This window comes from Enterococcus sp. AZ104, assembly GCF_050546705.1.
In the GTDB taxonomy this organism is placed as follows: Bacteria; Bacillota; Bacilli; order Lactobacillales; family Enterococcaceae; genus Enterococcus; species Enterococcus faecalis.
The window spans coordinates 179,165-200,378 of sequence record NZ_CP172952.1 but is presented as its reverse complement, the minus strand read 5'-3'; the positions used below and the strand labels follow the sequence as shown (position 1 = coordinate 200,378).

At 39.2% G+C, this 21,214-nt stretch carries 32 protein-coding genes; 5 read left to right on the top strand and 27 right to left on the bottom strand.

Going from position 1 to position 21,214, the window contains the following annotated elements; translation table 11 throughout:
- Positions 1-102: 102 nt before the first annotated feature.
- Together IGJ37_RS00995 and IGJ37_RS00990 are read left to right on the top strand one after the other, a co-directional pair.
- A complete protein-coding gene (locus tag IGJ37_RS00995) occupies positions 103-1,686 on the top strand; it encodes an ABC transporter permease subunit (RefSeq protein ID WP_002388748.1) in 1,584 nt (527 codons plus the stop codon).
- Positions 1,687-1,697: 11 nt separating this feature from the next.
- Positions 1,698-2,438: an amino acid ABC transporter ATP-binding protein gene (locus IGJ37_RS00990; RefSeq protein WP_325815149.1), complete on the top strand. Its 741-nt coding sequence runs from the start codon at positions 1,698-1,700 to the stop codon at positions 2,436-2,438.
- 44 nt (positions 2,439-2,482) lie between these two features.
- Here the strand turns inward: IGJ37_RS00990 and IGJ37_RS00985 are convergent, their stop codons facing one another.
- Complete coding sequence (locus IGJ37_RS00985; protein ID WP_284861801.1) at positions 2,483-3,067, bottom strand: TIGR00730 family Rossman fold protein; 585 nt, start codon at positions 3,065-3,067, stop codon at positions 2,483-2,485.
- Positions 3,068-3,240: 173 nt separating this feature from the next.
- On the opposite strand from IGJ37_RS00985, the gene IGJ37_RS00980 reads away from it, so the two are divergent.
- The 3 genes from IGJ37_RS00980 to IGJ37_RS00970 all read left to right on the top strand — a co-directional run bounded on the left by IGJ37_RS00980 (position 3,241) and on the right by IGJ37_RS00970 (position 5,622).
- Complete coding sequence (locus tag IGJ37_RS00980; protein WP_002361551.1) at positions 3,241-3,732, top strand: GNAT family N-acetyltransferase; 492 nt, start codon at positions 3,241-3,243, stop codon at positions 3,730-3,732.
- Positions 3,733-3,822: 90 nt separating this feature from the next.
- Positions 3,823-5,178, top strand: a complete 1,356-nt coding sequence (brnQ, locus tag IGJ37_RS00975) for a branched-chain amino acid transport system II carrier protein (RefSeq protein WP_002373848.1) — start codon at positions 3,823-3,825, stop codon at positions 5,176-5,178.
- A gap of 132 nt (positions 5,179-5,310) precedes the next feature.
- Positions 5,311-5,622, top strand: coding sequence for a heavy metal-binding domain-containing protein (locus IGJ37_RS00970; protein ID WP_002381365.1), 312 nt, complete (start codon positions 5,311-5,313; stop codon positions 5,620-5,622).
- 50 nt (positions 5,623-5,672) lie between these two features.
- Here IGJ37_RS00970 and truA read toward each other — a convergent pair whose 3' ends face one another.
- From truA to rpsQ, 26 genes are all read right to left on the bottom strand, one after another.
- Complete coding sequence (truA, locus tag IGJ37_RS00965; protein ID WP_002356237.1) at positions 5,673-6,422, bottom strand: tRNA pseudouridine(38-40) synthase TruA; 750 nt, start codon at positions 6,420-6,422, stop codon at positions 5,673-5,675.
- Between the two features lie 18 nt (positions 6,423-6,440).
- The gene (locus tag IGJ37_RS00960) at positions 6,441-7,238 is read right to left on the bottom strand and encodes an energy-coupling factor transporter transmembrane component T family protein (protein ID WP_002373841.1); all 798 of its coding nucleotides are present in this window, start codon (positions 7,236-7,238) and stop codon (positions 6,441-6,443) included.
- Entirely contained in the window at positions 7,235-8,104 is an 870-nt protein-coding gene (locus IGJ37_RS00955) for an energy-coupling factor ABC transporter ATP-binding protein (protein WP_002381364.1), read from the bottom strand. Before IGJ37_RS00955 ends, IGJ37_RS00960 begins: the two co-directional genes overlap by 4 nt.
- Positions 8,080-8,919 (bottom strand): energy-coupling factor ABC transporter ATP-binding protein, encoded by an 840-nt coding sequence (locus IGJ37_RS00950; RefSeq protein WP_002359354.1) that lies wholly within the window; start codon positions 8,917-8,919, stop codon positions 8,080-8,082. Before IGJ37_RS00950 ends, IGJ37_RS00955 begins: the two co-directional genes overlap by 25 nt.
- 201 nt (positions 8,920-9,120) lie before the next feature.
- Positions 9,121-10,296: a M20 family metallopeptidase gene (locus IGJ37_RS00945; protein ID WP_252671637.1), complete on the bottom strand. Its 1,176-nt coding sequence runs from the start codon at positions 10,294-10,296 to the stop codon at positions 9,121-9,123.
- Between the two features lie 15 nt (positions 10,297-10,311).
- Positions 10,312-11,511 (bottom strand): DUF819 family protein, encoded by a 1,200-nt coding sequence (locus IGJ37_RS00940; RefSeq protein ID WP_002356229.1) that lies wholly within the window; start codon positions 11,509-11,511, stop codon positions 10,312-10,314.
- Positions 11,512-11,527: 16 nt separating this feature from the next.
- A complete protein-coding gene (locus IGJ37_RS00935) occupies positions 11,528-11,740 on the bottom strand; it encodes a hypothetical protein (RefSeq protein ID WP_325815146.1) in 213 nt (70 codons plus the stop codon).
- Between the two features lie 45 nt (positions 11,741-11,785).
- Positions 11,786-12,169 (bottom strand): 50S ribosomal protein L17, encoded by a 384-nt coding sequence (gene rplQ / locus IGJ37_RS00930; RefSeq protein WP_002356228.1) that lies wholly within the window; start codon positions 12,167-12,169, stop codon positions 11,786-11,788.
- A 73-nt stretch (positions 12,170-12,242) separates the two neighbouring features.
- The gene (locus tag IGJ37_RS00925) at positions 12,243-13,181 is read right to left on the bottom strand and encodes a DNA-directed RNA polymerase subunit alpha (protein ID WP_002356227.1); all 939 of its coding nucleotides are present in this window, start codon (positions 13,179-13,181) and stop codon (positions 12,243-12,245) included.
- Between the two features lie 80 nt (positions 13,182-13,261).
- Positions 13,262-13,651, bottom strand: coding sequence for a 30S ribosomal protein S11 (gene rpsK, locus IGJ37_RS00920; RefSeq protein ID WP_002356226.1), 390 nt, complete (start codon positions 13,649-13,651; stop codon positions 13,262-13,264).
- A gap of 27 nt (positions 13,652-13,678) precedes the next feature.
- Positions 13,679-14,044 (bottom strand): 30S ribosomal protein S13, encoded by a 366-nt coding sequence (gene rpsM / locus IGJ37_RS00915; RefSeq protein WP_002356225.1) that lies wholly within the window; start codon positions 14,042-14,044, stop codon positions 13,679-13,681.
- A gap of 19 nt (positions 14,045-14,063) precedes the next feature.
- Entirely contained in the window at positions 14,064-14,180 is a 117-nt protein-coding gene (gene rpmJ / locus IGJ37_RS00910) for a 50S ribosomal protein L36 (protein WP_002288710.1), read from the bottom strand.
- 32 nt (positions 14,181-14,212) lie between these two features.
- Complete coding sequence (infA, locus tag IGJ37_RS00905) at positions 14,213-14,431, bottom strand: translation initiation factor IF-1 (protein WP_002356224.1); 219 nt, start codon at positions 14,429-14,431, stop codon at positions 14,213-14,215.
- A 210-nt stretch (positions 14,432-14,641) separates the two neighbouring features.
- The gene (locus IGJ37_RS00900) at positions 14,642-15,292 is read right to left on the bottom strand and encodes an adenylate kinase (protein ID WP_002356223.1); all 651 of its coding nucleotides are present in this window, start codon (positions 15,290-15,292) and stop codon (positions 14,642-14,644) included.
- Between the two features lie 86 nt (positions 15,293-15,378).
- Positions 15,379-16,677: a preprotein translocase subunit SecY gene (gene secY / locus IGJ37_RS00895; RefSeq protein ID WP_002359350.1), complete on the bottom strand. Its 1,299-nt coding sequence runs from the start codon at positions 16,675-16,677 to the stop codon at positions 15,379-15,381.
- Complete coding sequence (rplO, locus tag IGJ37_RS00890) at positions 16,678-17,118, bottom strand: 50S ribosomal protein L15 (RefSeq protein ID WP_002356221.1); 441 nt, start codon at positions 17,116-17,118, stop codon at positions 16,678-16,680.
- A gap of 47 nt (positions 17,119-17,165) precedes the next feature.
- Positions 17,166-17,345, bottom strand: coding sequence for a 50S ribosomal protein L30 (gene rpmD, locus IGJ37_RS00885; protein ID WP_002356220.1), 180 nt, complete (start codon positions 17,343-17,345; stop codon positions 17,166-17,168).
- A gap of 14 nt (positions 17,346-17,359) precedes the next feature.
- Entirely contained in the window at positions 17,360-17,860 is a 501-nt protein-coding gene (rpsE, locus tag IGJ37_RS00880) for a 30S ribosomal protein S5 (RefSeq protein ID WP_002356219.1), read from the bottom strand.
- Positions 17,861-17,880: 20 nt separating this feature from the next.
- Entirely contained in the window at positions 17,881-18,237 is a 357-nt protein-coding gene (rplR, locus tag IGJ37_RS00875; RefSeq protein ID WP_002356218.1) for a 50S ribosomal protein L18, read from the bottom strand.
- A gap of 160 nt (positions 18,238-18,397) precedes the next feature.
- On the bottom strand, positions 18,398-18,934 hold the full coding sequence (gene rplF / locus IGJ37_RS00870) for a 50S ribosomal protein L6 (protein ID WP_002356217.1): 537 nt from the start codon (positions 18,932-18,934) through the stop codon (positions 18,398-18,400).
- Positions 18,935-18,965: 31 nt separating this feature from the next.
- Positions 18,966-19,364, bottom strand: a complete 399-nt coding sequence (gene rpsH, locus IGJ37_RS00865; RefSeq protein WP_002356215.1) for a 30S ribosomal protein S8 — start codon at positions 19,362-19,364, stop codon at positions 18,966-18,968.
- A 35-nt stretch (positions 19,365-19,399) separates the two neighbouring features.
- Positions 19,400-19,585: a type Z 30S ribosomal protein S14 gene (locus IGJ37_RS00860; RefSeq protein WP_002356214.1), complete on the bottom strand. Its 186-nt coding sequence runs from the start codon at positions 19,583-19,585 to the stop codon at positions 19,400-19,402.
- A gap of 18 nt (positions 19,586-19,603) precedes the next feature.
- On the bottom strand, positions 19,604-20,143 hold the full coding sequence (gene rplE, locus IGJ37_RS00855) for a 50S ribosomal protein L5 (protein ID WP_002356213.1): 540 nt from the start codon (positions 20,141-20,143) through the stop codon (positions 19,604-19,606).
- A 25-nt stretch (positions 20,144-20,168) separates the two neighbouring features.
- Positions 20,169-20,480, bottom strand: coding sequence for a 50S ribosomal protein L24 (gene rplX / locus IGJ37_RS00850; RefSeq protein ID WP_002356212.1), 312 nt, complete (start codon positions 20,478-20,480; stop codon positions 20,169-20,171).
- A gap of 35 nt (positions 20,481-20,515) precedes the next feature.
- On the bottom strand, positions 20,516-20,884 hold the full coding sequence (gene rplN, locus IGJ37_RS00845; RefSeq protein WP_002356211.1) for a 50S ribosomal protein L14: 369 nt from the start codon (positions 20,882-20,884) through the stop codon (positions 20,516-20,518).
- Positions 20,885-20,941: 57 nt separating this feature from the next.
- Positions 20,942-21,208 carry a 30S ribosomal protein S17 gene (gene rpsQ, locus IGJ37_RS00840; protein WP_002359348.1) on the bottom strand — a complete coding sequence of 89 codons (267 nt, stop codon included), beginning with the start codon at positions 21,206-21,208 and terminating at the stop codon, positions 20,942-20,944.
- Positions 21,209-21,214: the final 6 nt, after the last annotated feature.

The window sequence follows — 21,214 nt, the reverse complement described above, 5'->3', positions numbered from 1 at the left end:
TTAAAAAGACAGAATCGCTTTTGCTCAGCTGATTATCAAAGCTTGTTGATTGAAAAAAGACAAAACGATCAATCAGACAAGAAATTTAAAGGAGAGAAAAAGATGAACAAAAAAGTTTTTTCATTCAGTCTACTACTTGTCACGCTATTTTCGTTACTTGGCATGACAACCAACGCTTCGGCGGAGGAAAATGGTGAATTTCGTGTCGGCATGGAAGCTGGCTACGCCCCTTTTAACTGGTCACAGAAAAATGACGCACATGGCGCAGTGCCTATTCAAGGCAACTCTTATGCAGGCGGCTATGATGTTCAAATTTCTAAAAAAATTGCCGATGGTTTAGGTCGTAAATTAGTAATCGTCCAAACCAAATGGGATGGCTTGGCGCCCGCCTTACAATCTGGAAAAATTGATGCCATTATCGCCGGAATGAGCCCAACCGCTGAACGAAAAAAAGAAATTGCTTTTACAAACCCTTATTATGAATCACAATTTGTCGTAATTGTAAAAAAAGATGGCAAATACGCTAATGCAAAAAACTTGAAAGATTTAGCTGATGCTAAAATTACAGCTCAACTAAATACATTCCACTACGGATTAATTGATCAAATTCCAAATGTCAATAAACAGCAAGCAATGGATAACTTTTCAGCTATGCGAACAGCACTTGCTTCTGGCATGATTGATGGGTATGTTAGTGAACGCCCCGAAGGCATAACAGCAACTAGTGTCAATAAAGAATTAAAAATGTTAGAATTTCCAAAAGAAAATGGCTTTGATGCTAGCGCTGAAGACTCACAAGTAGCAGTCGGCATGCGTAAAGGCGATCCAGACATTGAAAAAGTAAACAAAATTTTAGCAGGTATTTCTCAAGATGAACGGACAAAAATTATGGACCAAGCAATCAAGGATCAACCTGCAGCAACAGATAGTGATGAACAAAAAACAGGACTTATTAACGATTTCAAAAATATTTGGAATCAATATGGCGACATGTTTTTACGTGGTGCTGGTTTAACGCTATTTATCGCGTTAATTGGGACGGTCGTCGGAACAACCCTTGGTTTACTAATTGGTGTCTTCCGTACAATTCCAGATTCTGAAAACCCAGTCGCTCGTTTCTTCCAAAAATTAGGAAATTTAATTCTTTCTATTTATATTGAAGTTTTCCGTGGTACACCAATGATGGTTCAAGCAATGGTTATTTTCTATGGTTTAGCTCTAGCTTTTGGCATCTCTTTAGACCGAACAGTGGCCGCACTATTTATCGTTTCTGTGAATACTGGTGCCTATATGTCTGAAATTGTTCGCGGAGGTATTTTCGCAGTAGATAAAGGACAATTCGAGGCAGCACAAGCGATTGGGATGACCCATGGACAAACAATGCGTAAAGTCGTTATTCCCCAAGTATTACGTAATATTTTACCTGCAACAGGGAATGAATTTGTCATTAATATCAAAGATACGGCCGTGTTAAGTGTTATCGGTGTTGCAGATTTATTCTTCCAAGGGAATGCTGCTTCTGGCGCAAACTTCCAGTTCTTCCAAACCTTTACAATTGTCGGCATCATGTACTTGGTAATGACTTTTGTGATTACACGAATCTTACGTGTTGTGGAACGTAAAATGGATGGCCCTTCTGCTTACGTTAAAGTAGAAGAATTAACTGAAGAAGGAAAAGAAAGCTAGGAGGCAAACAGATGAGTGCAATTATTGAAATTGAACATTTACGAAAAAGCTTTGGCGAAAACGAAGTATTAAAAGATATCAATATGAACGTCAATAAAGGAGAAGTTGTCACCATTATCGGTTCTTCTGGTTCTGGTAAATCAACGTTACTACGTTGTATTAATTTGTTAGAAAAACCAACAGATGGCAAAATCATCTATAATGGTAAAAATGTTTTAGAACGTGGTTATAGTTTGCCCAAATATCGGACCCATTTAGGCATGGTTTTCCAATCATTCAATTTATTTAATAACATGAATGTCTTAGAAAACTGTACTTCTGGTCAGGTGACTGTCCTAAAAAGAAACAAAGAAGAAGCCAAAAAAATTGCCTTAGAAAATTTAGAAAAAGTTGGCATGGCTCGTTTTATTGATGCCAAACCTGCTCAATTGTCTGGTGGACAAAAGCAACGGGTAGCCATTGCTCGAGCATTATCAATGGATCCAGATGTTTTACTTTTCGATGAACCAACTTCTGCATTGGATCCTGAAATGGTTGGCGAAGTGCTAAAAACGATGAAAAATCTTGCCCATACAGGGCTAACAATGGTGATTGTAACACATGAAATGGAATTTGCGCGGGACGTATCCGATCGTGTTATTTTCATGGATAAAGGTGTCATTGCCGAAGAAGGGACCGCTGAAGATATTTTTGTCCATCCAAAAGAAGCTCGGACAAAAGAGTTCTTACATCGGATTCTAACGAAAAACTAGTAAAAAAGAGGCAGTCATTCTGGTTAGAGTGACTGCCTCTTTTTTTATTTTTTGTATTGACGAATCATTGGCGGTTCATAGGAATCAATAAATGCACCAATTTCTTCTAAGGAATCTGAAATGAAAATTTTAGCTCGATCCGCCGCTGTTAAGAAATTAGTTTCTACCATTTTATCAAAAAAAGCAGCTAATAAATCATAGTAACCATTCACGTTGTATAAAATACAAGGATTCATATGTTCACCGACTCGGCCCCAAGAGATCACCTCGCTAATTTCTTCTAGCGTGCCGGGACCACCGGGTAAAGCTAAATACACATCTGCCAATTCAATCATCTTTTTCTTACGCGCATGCATATCACTGACTGTATGCATCTTTGTAATGCCATTATGTGCAATCTCCCGCTCCATTAAAAAAGTGGGCATGACACCAATTACCTCTCCACCTTCTGCTAAAAGCGTGTCAGCCACCGTACCCATTAGATCAACATTGCCACCGCCATAAACTAGATCATAGTGATTTTCTTTCATCCAAGCGGCTAACGCTACTGCAGCTTGCTGATAGATTGGCTCATTCCCCAGACTGGCGCCACAATATACTGCCATTTTTTTCACAAACATACCCTCCATTTAGATAGATTCTTTTTTACCATCTATCCTCTGGTAGCTATGGTAGCATATTTTGATTTTCTCGAAAAGGTGCAGCCATTTTTCTTTTCGTTTTAAAAGTATTTGAATTTTCAGACAATAAATGCTATAGTCTTTTTATATTTTAAAATTTCAGAAAAAGGAGCCCTATTATCTTGTCTACCTCACTCACTATTCGCTTAGTTGCCGAAGCAGATTGGCCCGCATTACATGCCTTGGATCAAATCATTTGGACAAAAAAGAATACCCCTGCCGAGATACAACCACTCTCGCTTGCGGCATATCAGGAAAAAATGAAGGATGAAACGATTTTCGTTGCCATCAGCGGACAACAACTCGCTGGATTTATTGAAGTCCATCCGCCCACTTCGTTAGCAGCTCATCAAAAGCAATGGTTACTAAGTATTGGCGTTTCGTCAGATTTCCAAGGTCAAGGGATTGGCGGTTCTTTGCTGTCGTATGTCAAAGATATGGCCCAGATAAGCGGGATTCATAAGCTGAGTTTGCGAGTAATGGCTACCAATCAAGAAGCCATTCGATTCTATGAAAAACATGGTTTTGTGCAGGAAGCACATTTTAAAGAAGAATTTTATATAAATGGACACTATTGTGATGATTATCAGTATGCTTATTTCATAGAAAAATAAGAAAACCAATGTTTTCTATAAAAACTGGTTGCTCTCTGTTTCTTCTTCTGTTATTTTAAATAATAAGACAATATTAAGGAGTGTGAATCTATGCAAAAAAAGTTAGTTTGGCGTGATTATCTATACGTTGGTTCAATGTTATTCGGTTTGTTTTTCGGTGCTGGAAATTTAATTTTCCCTGTACATATGGGACAAGAAGCGGGGGCTTCCGTCTTTTTAGCAAACTTGGGCTTCTTAGCCACTGGAATTGGCTTACCTTTTCTTGGTGTCATTGCTATGGGTGTTTCTAAAAGTTCAGGTGTTTTTGACTTAGCTTCTCGGATTAATCGTCGTTATGCTCTTATTTTTACCTTACTATTATATTTAACGATTGGTCCTTTCTTTGCTTTACCAAGGTTAGCAACTACTTCTTTTGAGATTGGTCTTGCACCATTTGTTCCGAAAGACTTGCAATGGCTGGTTCTTGCTGGTTTTTCCGCATTATTTTTCTTAGCTGTTTGGCTCTTCTCTAGAAAGCCAAGTAAAATCTTAGATTATGTGGGTAAATTTTTAAATCCGTTATTTTTAGCATTGCTAGGAATTTTGATTGTTTTAGCCTTTGTAAAACCATTAGGTCATGTGGCCAGTGCCGCTGTTGGTGAAAATTATATTTCAAGTCCTTTCTTTAAAGGATTTACAGAAGGTTATAATACGTTGGATGCTTTAGCTTCATTAGCTTTTGGGATTGTTGTCGTTTCCACTTTACGAAATATGGGCGTCGAAAAACCAGGAGATATCGCTAAAGGAATGATTAAATCAGGTGCTTTCAGTGTTGTATTGATGGGGGTTATCTATACCTTACTTGCTTATATGGGAACAATGAGTATCGGGGCTTTTCCAATCAGTGAAAACGGCGGGATTGCCTTAGCCCAAATTGCTAATTACTATTTAGGCCTACCAGGGAGTATTTTACTGGCTTTTATCGTAGTTCTTGCTTGTTTAAAAACCGGTATCGGCTTAAGCACAGCCTTTTCTGAGACTTTTGAAGAAATGTTTCCGAAAGTTTCCTATCAAAAATTCTTGGCAATTGTTGTTATTTTACCAGCTATTTTTGCAAATGTCGGCTTAACCAACATCATTCAATTTGCCGTTCCAGTCTTGATGTTCCTTTATCCATTGGCGATTACTTTAATGCTTTTGGTAATCATCAGTCCTATTTTCAAACATCGACGGGAAGTCTATCAAGCAACGACCTATATCACATTGATTGCTGCTGTTTTAGATGCATTAAATAGCGCGCCTGCCTTTATCAAAGATACGGCGTTTGTAACAACGCTTTTAGAAAAAGCCGGCCAATACTTACCATTGTTCACTATTGGCATGGGCTGGGTCGTTCCAGCAACGGTTGCTTTTCTAATTAGTTGGGTTTGGGTCATGATTTCTAAAAAAGATCCTATTCTTGATTAATTCTTACCAAAACGACACTAGAAAAAATGCGGAAGCGCATCTTTTCTAGTGTCGTTTTTATGTATATTCGTTGTACCAAACTCTTGACTATGGTAAATTGAAGTTACCAACAAGTACTGGAGGAAATTGCCCATGTTAGTTACAACAACCGAGAGAATTAGCGGTCAAGAATATGAAATTATTGGAGAAGTTTTCGGGTTAACCACACGTTCTAAAAATATGTTTAAAGATTTAGGTGCTGGACTAAAAAGCGTAGTTGGCGGTGAAATCAAAGGTTACACTGATATGCAACGAGAAGCACGCGACCAAGCAATCGAACGTTTAAAAGCAGAAGCCTCTAAATTAGGTGCAGATGCCGTTGTGATGATGCGTTTTGATTCTGGCACAATTGGCACAGACATGCAATCTGTCGTGGCTTACGGAACAGCTGTTAAATACATCTAAATTTTGCAACTAAAAAGACGCAGACCTTTTCTTGTAAGGTCTGCGTCTTTTTAGTTTTCATATTTCACTTCTGCTAAATACAATCCTTCTGGATGAGCAGTCGGACCTGCTAAATTTCGATCTTTGGCTGCGATAATTGCTGGAATCGCGGTTGGTTCCAGCCGCCCATTGCCGATTTTCAATAGCGTACCAACTAAAATCCGAATCATTTTGTACAAGAAACCATCGCCCCGAAAAGTGAATGTTAATTCATCCCCCGTTTCATTGACATGAACACTGGCTTCATGAATAGTTCGGACTTTATCTTCTACCGAACTTCCTGAGGCACAGAAAGAGGTAAAATCATGGGTGCCTAATAAATCAGGCAAAGCTTGTTGGATTTTTTCGAGATCAATGGGATACGGAAAATAACTAGCATAAAAACGTCGAAATGGACTTCGCGGTTTGCCAATATCCACTTTAAATTGATAGGTTTTTTCGATCACGTGATAACGTGCATGAAAGTCTTCTGAAACACGTTCCACGCTGCGCACAGCAATGTCTTCTGGTGTTTGTGTGTCTAACGCAAAGCGCATTTTTTCCAACGGACGTTCCTGCGGATAATCAAAGTGAATCACTTGGCCCATTGCATGAACACCTGCATCTGTTCGTCCTGAACCAAAAACCGTCACGGAGTGTCCGTTATTCATGCGTGCTAACGTTTTTTCTATTTCTTCTTGAACGGTACGCTCATTAGGCTGCTTTTGAAAGCCATGAAAATGAGTGCCATCATAGGCAATGATTGCTTTATAGCGGGGCATAATTTTTCTTCACCTTTTCTAAGTTCTTAATACAAATAAGCCAATGGTTAACAAGACAAAGCCAAACATTACTATTGTATCTCGTAGGTGCCAATGAAGAATGCGGTATTTTGTCCGTCCTTCGCCACCTTGATAACCTCTTGCTTCCATGGCAGTCGCTAAGTCTTCCGCACGATTAAAACTACTTACGAAAAGCGGAATTAAAAGTGGAACAATAGCTTTCATTTTTTGAAGTAAGTTTCCTTCACCAAAATCAACACCACGGGCACGTTGGGCATTCATAATCTTTTCCGTTTCATCCATTAATGTTGGGACAAAACGTAAGGCAATTGATAACATCAATGAAACTTCATGAACTGGAAATTTCACCACACGAAGTGGGCGTAACAAATATTCAATCGCATCTGATAACTCTAATGGTGCCGTCGTTAAAGTTAATAACGTTGACATGAAAATAATTAAAACAAAACGACAGAAAATAAACAGCCCATTCGTCACACCAAACTGGGTAATGGAAATAATTCCCCACTGAAAGTACACCTCTCCCCCTTGTGTAAACAAGGTTTGAAGAGCCACAGTAAACAGAATTAGCCATAATAATGGCCGAACACCGCGGATAAAGAAGCGGGCGCTGATTTTTGATAATGAAATAGCAAAAGCAGTAAAGGCTGCTATTAAAACATAACTCTGCCAATTATTTGCTAAAAAGATAATTCCAATAAAATAAAAACTAGCTAATAATTTTGCGCGCGGATCTAAACGATGGATAAAAGAATCACCTGGAATATAGCGCCCAAAAATCAATTTATTCATCATTTTGCCTCACCTGCTTCCTGCATTTTTTTCAGAAGCTGATCGGCTAATTGATCGGCCGTTAATGGTAATTGCTCAAAAGAAAAGCCTTTTGCCACTAATTTTTCAGCAAATTCGGCTGCAGTTGGCACGCCTAATTGTTTTTCTTTCAGCCATTGTGTCTCTTGAAACACTTCTTGTGGTGCTCCCGCTCGGACGATTTGTCCTTTTTCTAAAACAATCACATGATCTGCGTAATTAGCCACGTCATCCATCAAATGTGTCACTAAAACGATGGTCATATTATGTTCCTTATGCAGACGACTAAACATCTCCATCATTTCTTTACGACCCTTAGGATCCAAACCAGCAGTCGGTTCGTCTAATACTAAGACTTCTGGTTCCATCGCTAGCACACCAGCAATTGCGACACGGCGCATTTGACCACCTGATAACTCAAACGGAGAGTGTTGTAAGTATTTTTCATCTAAGCCGACTAAATCAAGCATTTTCTTAGCTAATTTTTTCGCTTCTTCGTCTGAAACACCAAAGTTTTTCGGTCCGAAAGCGATGTCTCGCTCCACTGTTTCTTCAAACAATTGTGCTTCTGGAAATTGAAAAACGATCCCAACTTTTTTACGAATTGGTTTTAAATTCTTATTATCAGTTTCTGGCGTAATTACACGCTCTCCAATTGTCACTTGGCCTTTAGTTGGTTTCACCAAAGCATTCAAATGTTGTAATAACGTTGATTTGCCACTGCCAGTATGACCGACAATCGCTGTATAAGAGCCGTCTTGAATCGTTAAATTAATATCGAATAATGCCCGTTGCTCAAAAGGAGTATTGGGTTGGTAAGTAAAATCTACTTGTTTAAAACGGATGTCCATAACCAATCCACCATCCCTTCTTCTGTTAAATAATTCGTTGGCACAACAACGCCACGCTCTTTCAAAGCTACTTTTAATTTTTCAGGAAACGGTAAATCCAAGCCCATTTCAACAAGCGCTTCTCCTGCAGAAAAAATCTTTTCTGGTGTTCCCTCGTTTGTCAATTGTCCTTGGCGCATCACTAAAATACGATTCGCATTAGCCGCTTCATCAATATCGTGGGTAATAGAAATAACTGTTAAATTGCTTTCTTCTTTAATCTTTTGAATGGTAGCAATTACTTCTGCACGACCTTCTGGATCTAACATACTTGTCGCTTCGTCTAAAATAATAATATCTGGTCGCAAAGCAACCACACCAGCGATAGCTACTCGTTGTTTTTGGCCGCCAGATAGCCGAGCAGGTTCTCGCTTGGCAAAATCTAACATACGAACCCGTTCTAATGCATCGTGAACACGTTCGACCATTTCATCACGCGGAATACCTTGATTTTCTAAACCAAAAGCCACATCGTCTTCGACTGTTGAACCGACAAATTGGTTATCTGGATTCTGAAAAACCATTCCTACCATACGCCGGATATCCCAGACGTTTGCTTCATTTAATTCTTTGCCGCCAACTTTGATAGTCCCAGCAGCTGGCAGTAACAGACCATTGATCGTTTTGGCTAACGTTGATTTACCAGAACCATTATGGCCAATAATAGCGACCCATTCGCCTTGTTGAATGGAAAAAGACACATCTTTTAAAGCGGGAGAAGCATCTTCTGGTTGATAATTAAATTGGATATTATTTAGTTCAATGATTGGTTGCATCGCGTACTCCCTCAATCTATTTATTCTTTCTAACACTACCAAAAAAGTAGCGTTTTTTCAATCATCTGTTCTGATTCTTCACACTATTTTTTATTATACCAAAAGAACGGTCATTATGGGAGCTCTTATCTGTCTTGACAGGTCTATTTTTCATAAAAATAACTTCTTGTTCTCATAAAACAAGAAGTTACTGATTTTCTTTTAAAAATGTGTCTTCAAATATTCAAACGCATATTGGGCATATAACTCAGCACCCATTGCCATCGCATCTTCATCAATATTAAAACGACCATGGTGATGTGCCCATTCCGTATCTTTCTCTGGATTACCACTTCCCACTAAGGCAAAACAACCAGAAGCATGTTCAGTATAATAACTGAAGTCTTCGCCACCGGTTGTCGGCTCTTCTTGTCTTAAGGCCGCTTCACCAAAATTTTCCTTAATTAGTGTTTGGGCAAACAAGGCATCCTGCTCATCATTAATCACTGGCAACGTCCCATATTGATAATCTAACGAAGCCGTCCCACCGTAAATAGCGGCTGTTTGTTCCGCATAGCGTTGCAGCGCCTGGTCTACTCGATTACGCGTTGCTACACTAAAGCAACGAACCGTTCCTTCTAAACGTGCATTCTCAGCAATCACATTAAAACGGGTCCCCACATCCATCCGTCCAATCGTGACAACTACTGGATCTAAAGGATCTGTCTCCCGAGAAACAATCGTTTGCAGATTCATCACGAAAGAAGAAGCTATGACTGCCGCATCAATACAAGCGTTTGGCATGGCACCATGGCCACCACGGCCTTTAAAATCAACAGAAAAAATATCTGCGGATGCGAAACTTGAGCCCACTCGACACGAAGCGGTTCCTACAGGCATTTGTGACCAGATATGTAAGCCAAATACATCATCAACACCGGTCATTGCGCCTTGCGCAACCATTGCTTTAGCACCTTGCGCATTTTCTTCAGATGGTTGAAAAATTAATCTTACTGTTCCCTGAAGTTCTTCCTGAATTTCTTTTAATACTTTAGCCGCTGTTACTAACATCGCGGTATGGGAATCATGCCCACATGCATGCATCTTGCCAGCTTCTAAAGATTTATAAGCTAAATCTTCATTTAATTCCTGTACAGGTAAGGCATCCATATCAGCCCGCAGCGCAACCACTCGGCCTGGTTTGCCGCCCACAATTTCAGCAATTAAACCCGTCGGTTCTGTTTTGCGATAAGTAATTCCTAATTGATCAAGAACTGCCGCGACTTTTTCTGTCGTTCGAAATTCTTCAAATTGTAATTCTGGATGTTGGTGTAAATCCCGTCGAAAAGCAATCATTTCTTGTGAATGCTGCTTGACTAGTGCTTTGATTTTTTTCATACTTACGCCCCGTTTCTACAAACTTAATAAAATACTTGAAAAAATACCCGCTAAAATAACCGAAACAATGGTGACTGTTACGAAACCTGCCACTAACATCGGTGGCATTAAATGGCTCGTTAAAGCCGCCTGTTCTTGTTCATCTTCTGTCAATGATTGAATCACTTCATTCGTAATAATATAATCGGCTGGAAAGCCATATAAAGCTGTCAATGAAACTGCGAATGCCATCTCTTTACTCACACCTAATACACGACCAACAATTGCTGAAAAGATGTACATCCCGATAACACCAATCACAATAATCCCAATCATTGGTAAAAATAAATCCATCAACATTTCAGGTGTGGCTTGTTTTAAGCCATCAAAGACAAAAAGCATTAACCCTAAAATCGCAAAACCAAAGCTATTTGCTTTCTGCAATGGTTGTTTTTCTAAAAAGCCTAAAGACGTTGCAATCACGCCAAAACATAAACACAGCACAAAAGGACTAATCGTCACAAACGGTGCCGTCCACACAGAAACATAATAAGCAAGTGTGGCAACTAAGGCTAAACGTAAAATTCGTGAATAATCTGTATGATATCGTTTGGGTACTTTTTCAAATAGTTTAGGCACATCTGGTTCTGCTCCTGTTTCTTGCCCCTCTTGTTCATGAACCGGCTGCCATGTCCCTGCTCGATATTCTTGAAGCTTCCGCTTTCCTTCTTTTTTTAGAACAATTGAAGTTAAGGGATAACCTGCAAACCCTTGAATGACATAAATTAAAATTGCCAAAACTGAAAGTGAGGCTAAACCAGCTGATTGAGCCGCTTCTGACATTACTAATGAAGAAACTAAACCTCCTACTAACGGCGGGATTGCAACTAAAACTGTTTTTAAGTCAAAAACAAAAGTCCCCACAGCTAACAACAAGGCAATAATGCCCAGAATACCTGACAAAGCAATCACAATCGTTTTCCATTGATTAACCAATTCTTTAACAGAGAGCAGAGTGCCCATATTAGTAATCAACAGATACATTAATAAAGTGGCAACCACTGTAGGAATCCCTGCCACTTCCACAATATTTTGTGGAAAAATAGTCCAATAACCAAGAATAAATAAAACACCACAAACAAAAACAGATGGAATCCAAGCTTTTGTTTTGATAGAAACTACATCACCAATGTATAAAATAACCATCAGCAACGAAAAAGCAAACATTTGCGACATATAATTCCCCCTTCTACTAACTCTGATGTTTAATTATCTGAAAATTCCAATTAATAATCAGTATAACAAACCGGAAAAGCTTCTGCAATGCTTTTAAGAAACAAAAAAGCTTTGAGAAAACAGCGTTTTCCCAAAGCAAAAAAAAATCACCTTTATATGATGAGTGCTCCCCTGCTAAAGCCATCTTTAGCAGGGAAAGCAGAGCTAGACTCGGAGTCGCCTCCAACATCATAACACTCTAAAAGAAACATCTATAAAGTGATCGGTTTATTAATTATTTAACAAATTCGATAACTACCATTGGTGCTGCATCGCCGCGTCTTGGTTCTGTCTTCAAGATACGAGTGTAACCACCTTGGCGTTCCGCGAAACGAGGTCCTAAATCGTTAAATAGCTTTTGTAAAGCTGATTCAACAACGATAGACTCATCTTCTTCACGAACACTAGCAACTTCATTACGAACGAAAGTAGCTGCTTGACGACGTGCATGAAGATCTCCACGTTTACCTAAAGTAATCATTTTTTCTACAGTTGAACGTACTTCTTTCGCACGAGCTTCAGTAGTTACGATGCGTTCGTTGATGATTAAATCAGTTGTAATATCACGTAGCATAGCTTTACGTTGGCTTGATGTGCGTCCTAATTTACGGTAACTCACGTTGGGTTCCCTCCTTCGTTTCTGTTCTCACGAGCCACTGCTGTTAAGCAGGACTGGAAACTTCGTAAAAGTCTTAATCGTCCTTACGTAATCCTAATCCTAGATCATGCAATTTAAGTTTTACTTCTTCAAGAGATTTACGACCTAAATTACGTACTTTGATCATTTCTGGTTCAGATTTGTTTGTAAGTTCTTGTACAGTATTAATGCCTGCACGTTTTAAACAGTTATATGAACGAACTGATAAATCAAGTTCTTCAATCGTCATTTCTAGCATTTTCTCTTTTTGAGTTTCTTCTTTTTCCACCATGATTTCAGCGTTTTTCGCTTCGTCAGTAAGGTTTACAAAGATATCTAAATGCTCAGTCATGATTTTCGCAGCTAAACTTAGTGCTTCTTGAGGAATGATTGAACCATCTGTCCATATTTCCATTGTTAATTTGTCGAAATCATCACGACGACCAACACGTGTATTTTCTACTTGGTAGTTAACACGACGAACGGGTGTGTAGATGGAATCAACTGGAAGTACACCGATTGGCATATCTTCTTTTTTGTTTTCGTCTGCTTGAACATAGCCACGACCAGGTTTCACTGTTAAGCGAGCATGGAAAGTAGCTCCTTCAGCAACACTACAGATAACTAAATCTTTATTTAGGATCTCAACATCACTGTCCACGATAATATCGCCGGCAGTCACGGTAGCGGGTCCTGTAATATCGATCTCAAGGGTTTTCTCTTCTTCAGCATATAATTTCAATGCTAAGCCTTTAATATTCAAAATAATTTGTGTTACGTCTTCTCGTACACCTGGAATGGTTGAGAATTCGTGTAAAACACCATCGATTTGAATATTCGTAATTGCAGCTCCTGGTAAAGAAGACAATAAAATACGACGTAGAGAGTTACCTAAAGTAGTTCCGTAACCGCGTTCTAATGGTTCAACGACGAACTTACCATAATCTCTATTTTCATCAATTTTTTCGATTCTTGGTTTTTCAAATTCAATCATTCTTATCTATACCCCTTTCAAAACGAAAAGTGTCTTGTTCAATGACGTTCCTAATTCAAACTCAGAATGAGTGGCGCTCATTAAACACGACGGCGTTTTGGAGGGCGGCATCCATTATGAGGAACTGGAGTCACGTCACGAATTGCAGTCACTTCTAAACCTGTTGCTTGTAATGAACGAATTGCTGCTTCACGTCCAGAACCAGGTCCTTTAACTGTTACGTCTACAGTTTTAAGTCCATGTTCCATTGCCACTTTAGTTGCGGCTTCTGCAGCCATTTGAGCGGCAAAAGGAGTTGATTTTTTGCTTCCTTTAAAGCCTAATGATCCTGCTGATGACCATGCTAATGCATTACCATGTGTATCAGTAATCATTACGATTGTATTGTTGAATGTAGAATGGATATGTGCTACACCTGATTCTATATTCTTTTTGACACGGCGTTTACGACTAACTTTTTTTGCTGCCATGAAGTTCTAACCTCCTTCACTTAGGAATTATTTTTTCTTGCCTGCTACTGTTTTAGTAGGGCCTTTACGAGTACGTGCATTATTTTTCGTGTTTTGTCCACGAGTTGGTAATCCACGACGGTGACGGATTCCACGGTATGAACCGATTTCCATCAAGCGTTTGATGTTTAAGTTCACTTCACGACGAAGATCCCCTTCAACTTTTAACTTATCAATTTCCGCACGAATCGCATCTGTTTGTTCGTTTGTTAAATCACGTACACGAACATCTTCAGATACGCCAACGTTTGCTAAAACTTTTTTAGCTGTAGTGTTACCAATACCATAAATGTAAGTAAGAGAAACTACTACACGTTTGTCACGAGGGATGTCTACTCCTGCAATACGAGCCATTATTCGTTACACCTCCTAATTATCCTTGACGTTGTTTATGTTTTGGATTTGCTGGGCAAATAACCATAACACGTCCTTTACGGCGAATTACTTTACAATGTTCACACATTGGTTTTACTGATGGTCTTACTTTCATGATAATACCTCCTGTGGTTTTACGGAGTACAATTATTTAAAGCGATAAGTAATACGGCCACGCGTTAAATCATACGGTGATAATTCAACTGTTACTTTGTCACCAGGTAAGATACGGATGTAGTGCATACGGATTTTACCTGAAACAGTAGCAAGAACTTGGTGTCCATTTTCTAGTTCGACTTTAAACATTGCATTCGGCAAAGTTTCGACGACTGTACCTTCGACTTCAATCATATCTTCTTTTGCCACGCACAGTACCTCCTTGTACTTGTTTCGCGTTTTCACACGATAAAACGGCGGAAACTCCAGCTCCCACCTAGAAATTCTCAACTAACTTCGTTATTCATTTTGATGTCACAAAACTGTAGAAGTCGGACTGATATATTCTACCATATTTAGTTATGTTTTGGCAAGAGAAACTGAATACAACAACAGGGTTAAACTGCGGGCAATTGGAAATTAGTTTTCGTCAATGATTTTTTTCACATCAGAAAAAACAGTATCGATTTCGCGATTGCCATCGATTGTATGCATCAAGCCTTGTTCTTTATAGAAAGCTAAGATTGGTGCGCTACTTTCAATGTTGACTGCCAAACGATTTTTAACCGTTTCGGGCTTATCATCTTCTCTTTGGTAGAATTCATGTCCGCCACAGCGATCACAAGTGCCTTCAACTTTTGGCGGGTTGAATAATTTATGATACGTTGCGCCACATGTGCGACAGATGAATCGTCCAGCTAAACGCTCGATTAATACATCTTCTTCTACATGGATGTCAATGACAGCATCAATTTTTTTGTTTAATTCTTTAAGCATTGTATCTAATGCTTTTGCTTGATCCAGTGTACGTGGGAAACCATCTAATAGGAATCCTTTGTCTGTGTCTGGTTCAGCAAGGCGTTCTTTAACAATTCCGTTTGTTACTTCGTCAGGAACCAGTTCACCTTTATCGATATAAGATTTCGCTTCTAGGCCCAAGGCAGTTTCATTTTTCATTGCTGCACGGAACATATCTCCAGTAGAAATATGTGGAATGCCATACGTATCAATGATTTTTTCTGCTTGGGTGCCTTTACCTGCTCCAGGTAATCCCATTAAAATGAGGTTCATATATTCTCCTCCTAATTTTAAAGACCGGCTTATGAAGCTAGCCATATGTGAGAATGGTGCTGAGGTAAAACCTCAACACTCGATTCTTACTTATTGATAAAGCCGACATATTGACGTTTCATCATTAATCCTTCTAATTGTTTCGTTGTTTCTAATGCAACCCCGATAACGATTAGTAAACTTGTTCCACCTAAACCGATTGATTGAGGTAAGTTCCAAACCATTTGCGCAATGATTGGAAGTAAAGCAACAAGTCCTAGGAAAATTGAGCCGACAACACTTAATCTCATTAACACGCCAGATACATATTCTTCTGTACCTTTACCTGGTCGCACGCTTGGAATGTAGCTTCCTTGTTTTTGTAAGTTTTCCGCTAATTTCTCAGGGTTTACTTGAACAAATGCATAGAAGAACGTAAACGCAACGATTAGGACAGTATAGATGATTGCCCCTGGAACTGTGTTATAACTGAAGATTTTTGTCATAATGTCATACCAATTTTCACCAGCGAATTTTGATGAGAAAGCTTGTAAAATGGCATTTGGTGTTGCAATTAACGAGCTGGCAAAGATAACTGGAATAACCCCAGCAGCATTTACTTTTAACGGTAAATAACTACTTGTTGGTGCACCAGAAACACGTTTTGTATATTGGATTGGAATCTTACGTTCTGCTTGTTGGAAGAACGTTACGACTGTAACGATCACCAAAATAGCAATAACTAAGATTGCAATGAAAATAACAGATTGCCAAATACGAGAAGACTCGATATTGACGAAGTAATCTTCATAGATTTCTTTGACTGCTCCTGGCAAACGAGAAATAATCCCGGCAAAGATAATCATTGAAACACCATTTCCGATTCCTTTTTCTGTAATTTGTTCACCCATCCAAGTCACAAACATCGTCCCAGCAGTTAAAATAACTGCAATCATCACAAAGGTACCTAAGGTTGGATTGTTTACAATCCCAGTTTGACTTAAGCTATTAAAACCAGCAGTGATCCCCATTGACTGAGCCACACCCAAGACAATCGTTAGATATCTTGTTGCTTGATTTAATTTCTTACGCCCAACTTCCCCTTGTTTTGACCATTCTACAAATCTAGGTACAATATCCATTTGCAATAGTTGAATAATAATAGAGGCTGTAATGTATGGCGAAACCCCCATCGAGAAGATAGAGAAGTTTTGCATGGCACTACCACTCACCATATTCAACATATTCAAAAAGGGTAAGCTACTTAAATCAGACAATCCCTTTGCATTCACCCCGGGCACAGTAATGTGCGCACCTAGGCGAAATACAAACAAGATTAAAACTGTAAATAAGATTTTTGATCTAATGTCTTTGACTTTAAAGGCGTTCTTTAATAGCTTGAACAATTAGATCACCTCGATTGAACCACCAGCAGCTTCGATAGCTTCTTGTGCTGATTTCGAGAATTTAGCTGCTTTCACAGTTAATTTTTTCGTTAACTCACCATCTGCAAGAACTTTGATTCCCGCTTTTTCGTTTTTAACGATTCCTGCTTCTTTTAGGACAACAGGAGTTACTTCTGTTCCATCTTCAAAACGGTTTAAAGTATCTAAGTTTACAACAGCGTAATCTTTACGATTAATGTTTGTAAACCCACGTTTTGGTAAACGACGGAATAATGGAGTTTGACCCCCTTCAAATCCTAAACGAACACCACCGCCTGAACGGGCTTTTTGCCCTTTTTGTCCACGGCCAGCTGTTTTACCATTACCAGATGAAGTACCACGTCCAACACGGTTACGTACTTGGCGTGAGCCCTCAGCAGGTTTTAATTCATGAAGTTTCATAGGTTTGGCACCTCCTTAAGCAATCTTCTATTACAAATCTATAAATCTTAAACTTCTTCTACGTCCACTAAATGTGAAATAGTGTTAACCATACCTTTGATTGCTTCATTGGCAGGTTTTGTAACAGTACTATTCACTTTACCTAAACCTAACGCTTTAACTGTAGCACGTTGGTTTTGAGGACGTCCGATAACACTGCGTTTTAAAGTAATTTTTAATTCAGCCATTATTTTTGTCCTCCTTAACCGATAATTTCTTCTACAGATTTACCGCGAAGTGCTGCCACTTCTTCGGCACGTTTTAATTGTTTTAGACCTTCAACAGTTGCGCGAACAACGTTAATAGGTGTGTTTGAACCTAGTGATTTAGATGTAATATCTGCTACACCAGCTAATTCCAATACGGCACGAACTGGTCCACCAGCAGCTACCCCAGAACCTTCTACTGCAGGTTTCATAAGGATACGGCCGCCACCGAATACGCCAATTACTTCGTGCGGGATAGTAGAACCAACCATAGGCACTTCAACTAAGTTTTTCTTCGCGTCTTCGATTGCTTTACGGATAGCTTCAGGTACTTCTTGTGCTTTACCAGTACCGAAACCAACGTGTCCGTTTTTGTCACCGACAACAACTAAAGCTGCGAAACGTAAACGACGTCCACCTTTAACAACTTTTGTTACACGGTTGATCGCTACAACGCGGTCTTCTAATTCCAAATGTTTTGGATCAATATAAACCATGAATGGTGTTCCTCCTTCTCCTAAAATTCTAGTCCATTTTCACGAGCAGCTTCAGCTAAAGCTTGCACGCGGCCATGGTAAAGGTATCCACCACGGTCGAAGACTACTTTTTTGATGCCTTTTTCAGCGGCACGTTCAGCAACTAGTTTACCAACAGCTGCAGCTGTTTCTGTTTTTGTTCCACCTGAAATTTCTTTATCCAAGGCAGAGGCACTTGCTAGCGTCACACCCGCTACGTCATCAATGACTTGCGCGTAGATGTTTTTGTTAGAACGGAAAATGTTCAAGCGTGGGCACTCAGCAGTACCAGAGATTTTGTTACGTACACGACGATGTCTCTTTTGACGTGTTTTGTTTTTATCTGGTTTTGTAATCACAATTTTCACCTCTTTGATTTAATGTTTACTACTAATATTTCAAGCAGTCAGCAGATTACGGAAAAGAGAAGCTGGCAGACAAGACAAAAGCATTTTATTGGAAAAATCCCATAAAATGACAGTTGCTTGTTGTTGACTTCTGTTTTCTACACAGCTGTTATTATTTACCAGTTTTACCTTCTTTACGGCGTACAAATTCACCAACATAGCGAATCCCTTTGCCTTTATAAGGTTCTGGAGGACGAACGCCACGGATGTTAGCAGCTAATTCACCAACAACTTCTTTGTTGATGCCTTTAACGATAACTTGTGTGTTCGCAGGTACTTCAAATGTTACGCCTTCTGGTGCTGTCATTTCGACAGGATGAGAATAACCAACGTTTAAAGTTAATTTGTTGCCTTGTACTTGGGCACGGTATCCGACCCCGATAAGTTCAAGTGCTTTTTGGAAACCTTCAGAAACACCAACAACCATGTTGTTGAAGTTTGCACGAGTTGTTCCGTGGATTGTTTTCATTTCTTTTGAATCGTTTGGACGAGTGAATGTCACTTCGTTTCCTTCGATGTTCATTTTGATATCAGAAGAAAATTCGCGTGTTAATTCACCTTTAGGTCCTTTAACTGTAATGTTGTTTCCGTCTTGCTTGATTTCAACACCAGCAGGAAGAACAACAACTTTATTACCAATACGGCTCACTTAGAGACACCTCCTTGTGTATTTTTTAGAATTACCATACGTAGGCGATTACTTCGCCGCCGATATTTTTCGCTCTAGCTTCTTTGTCAGTAATTACACCCTCTGATGTAGAGATGATTGCAATTCCTAGACCGTTTAATACTTTTGGTACTTCGTCAGCTTTTACGTATGCACGTAAACCTGGTTTAGAAATACGTTTTAAGTTTGTGATAACACGTTCTTCGTTTTTACCATATTTTAGGAAAACACGGATTACGCCTTGTTTGTCATCTTCGATGTATTCTACGTCGCGGATAAATCCTTCACGTTTCAGGATTTCTGCGATATCACGTTTGATTTTTGAAGCAGGTACTTCTAAAGTTTCATGTTTAACCATGTTCGCATTACGAATGCGAGTTAGAAAATCTGCAATTGGATCTGTCATGACCATTGAACTATTTACCTCCTTTATGCGAGTTTACTTGTTTACCAGCTAGCTTTCTTCACGCCGGGAATTTGACCTTTATAGGCAAGTTCGCGGAAGCAAATACGGCAAAGATGAAATTTACGATAAACTGAATGTGGACGTCCACAACGTTCACAACGAGTATAAGCTTGTGTTGAATGTTTAGCAGGACGTTTGTTTTTAGCAATCATTGATTTTTTAGCCACGTAGTTCGCCTCCTTATATTATTTTTGGAATGGCATACCTAATTGTGCCAACAATTCGCGAGACTCTTCGTCAGTGTTCGCTGTTGTAACAATTACGATGTCCATACCGCGTACTTTATCTACTAAATCATAATCAACTTCTGGGAAGATTAATTGTTCTTTAATACCTAAAGTATAGTTACCACGACCATCGAAAGCTTTTTTGCTGACACCGTGGAAGTCACGTACACGAGGTAAAGAAACTGTTACTAATTTATCTAAAAATTCGTACATTCTTTCGCCGCGTAGCGTTACTTTCGCACCGATTGGCATTCCTTCACGTAAACGGAATCCAGCGATAGATTTTTTAGCTTTTGTGATAAGTGGTTTTTGACCAGTGATTAATGCTAATTCTTCAACAGCTTTGTCTAAGTTTTTAGCATTTGATACTGCATCACCCACACCCATGTTGATAACGATTTTATCAACTTTAGGTGTTTGCATAACTGAGCTGTAATTAAATTTTTCCACCAATGATGGTGTTACTTCTTTAATATATTTTTCTTTCAGGCGGTTCATTCAGTAAGCCCTCCTTCCGCAATTTTTATTTATCTAAAACTTCACCTGTTTTTTTAGAAACGCGGACTTTTTTGCCGTCGACTTCTTTAAACGCAACTTTAGTAGCTTCTCCGTTTGAAGGATCAATCACCATTACATTAGAAACATGAATTGGCGCTTCCACTTCAAGGATTCCACCTTGTGGGGCTGCTTGGTTTGGTTTTTGGTGTTTTTTAACGACGTTGACACCTTCAACGATAACTTTGTCTTGTTTAGGAAACGCTGCTAAGACAACGCCTTCTTTGTTTTTATCTTTACCAGTGATAACTTTTACTTTATCGCCTTTTTTAACAAACATTACTGTTTCGCACCTCCTTTAACGTGGGCTCGAGATTATAATACTTCTGGTGCTAGAGAAACGATCTTCATGAAGTTGTTTTCACGTAATTCACGTGCAACTGGTCCGAAGATACGTGTTCCGCGTGGGCTTTTATCGTCACGGATAATTACCGCAGCATTTTCATCAAATTTGATGTAAGAACCGTCAGCACGACGAGCGCCAGATTTTGTACGAACGATAACGGCTTTAACTACTTCACCTTTTTTAACAACCCCACCTGGCGTTGCTTGTTTGACAGTAGCAACAATAACGTCACCGATGTTAGCAGTTTTACGACCAGATCCGCCTAGGACTTTGATCGTTAAAATTTCACGTGCGCCAGAATTGTCAGCGACTCTTAAACGACTTTCTTGTTGGATCACGATGTGTATCCCCCTTTCAGATTTTGTGCTTCAATCTATTAGGAAATTCTCGTTTTATTAGATAATAACTGCTTCTTCGACTACCTCTAGTAAACGGAAACGTTTTGTAGCTGATAATGGACGAGTTTCCATGATTTTTACGATGTCTCCAACTTTCGCTGTGTTGTTTTCATCATGCGCTTTATATTTTTTAGAATATTTCATACGTTTGCCATAGATAGGGTGGTTTTTCTTTGTTTCAACGACAACTGTGATTGTTTTATCCATTTTGTCTGATACCACGCGACCTTGGTAAACTTTACGTTGATTTCTTTCTTCAGTCATACGCGT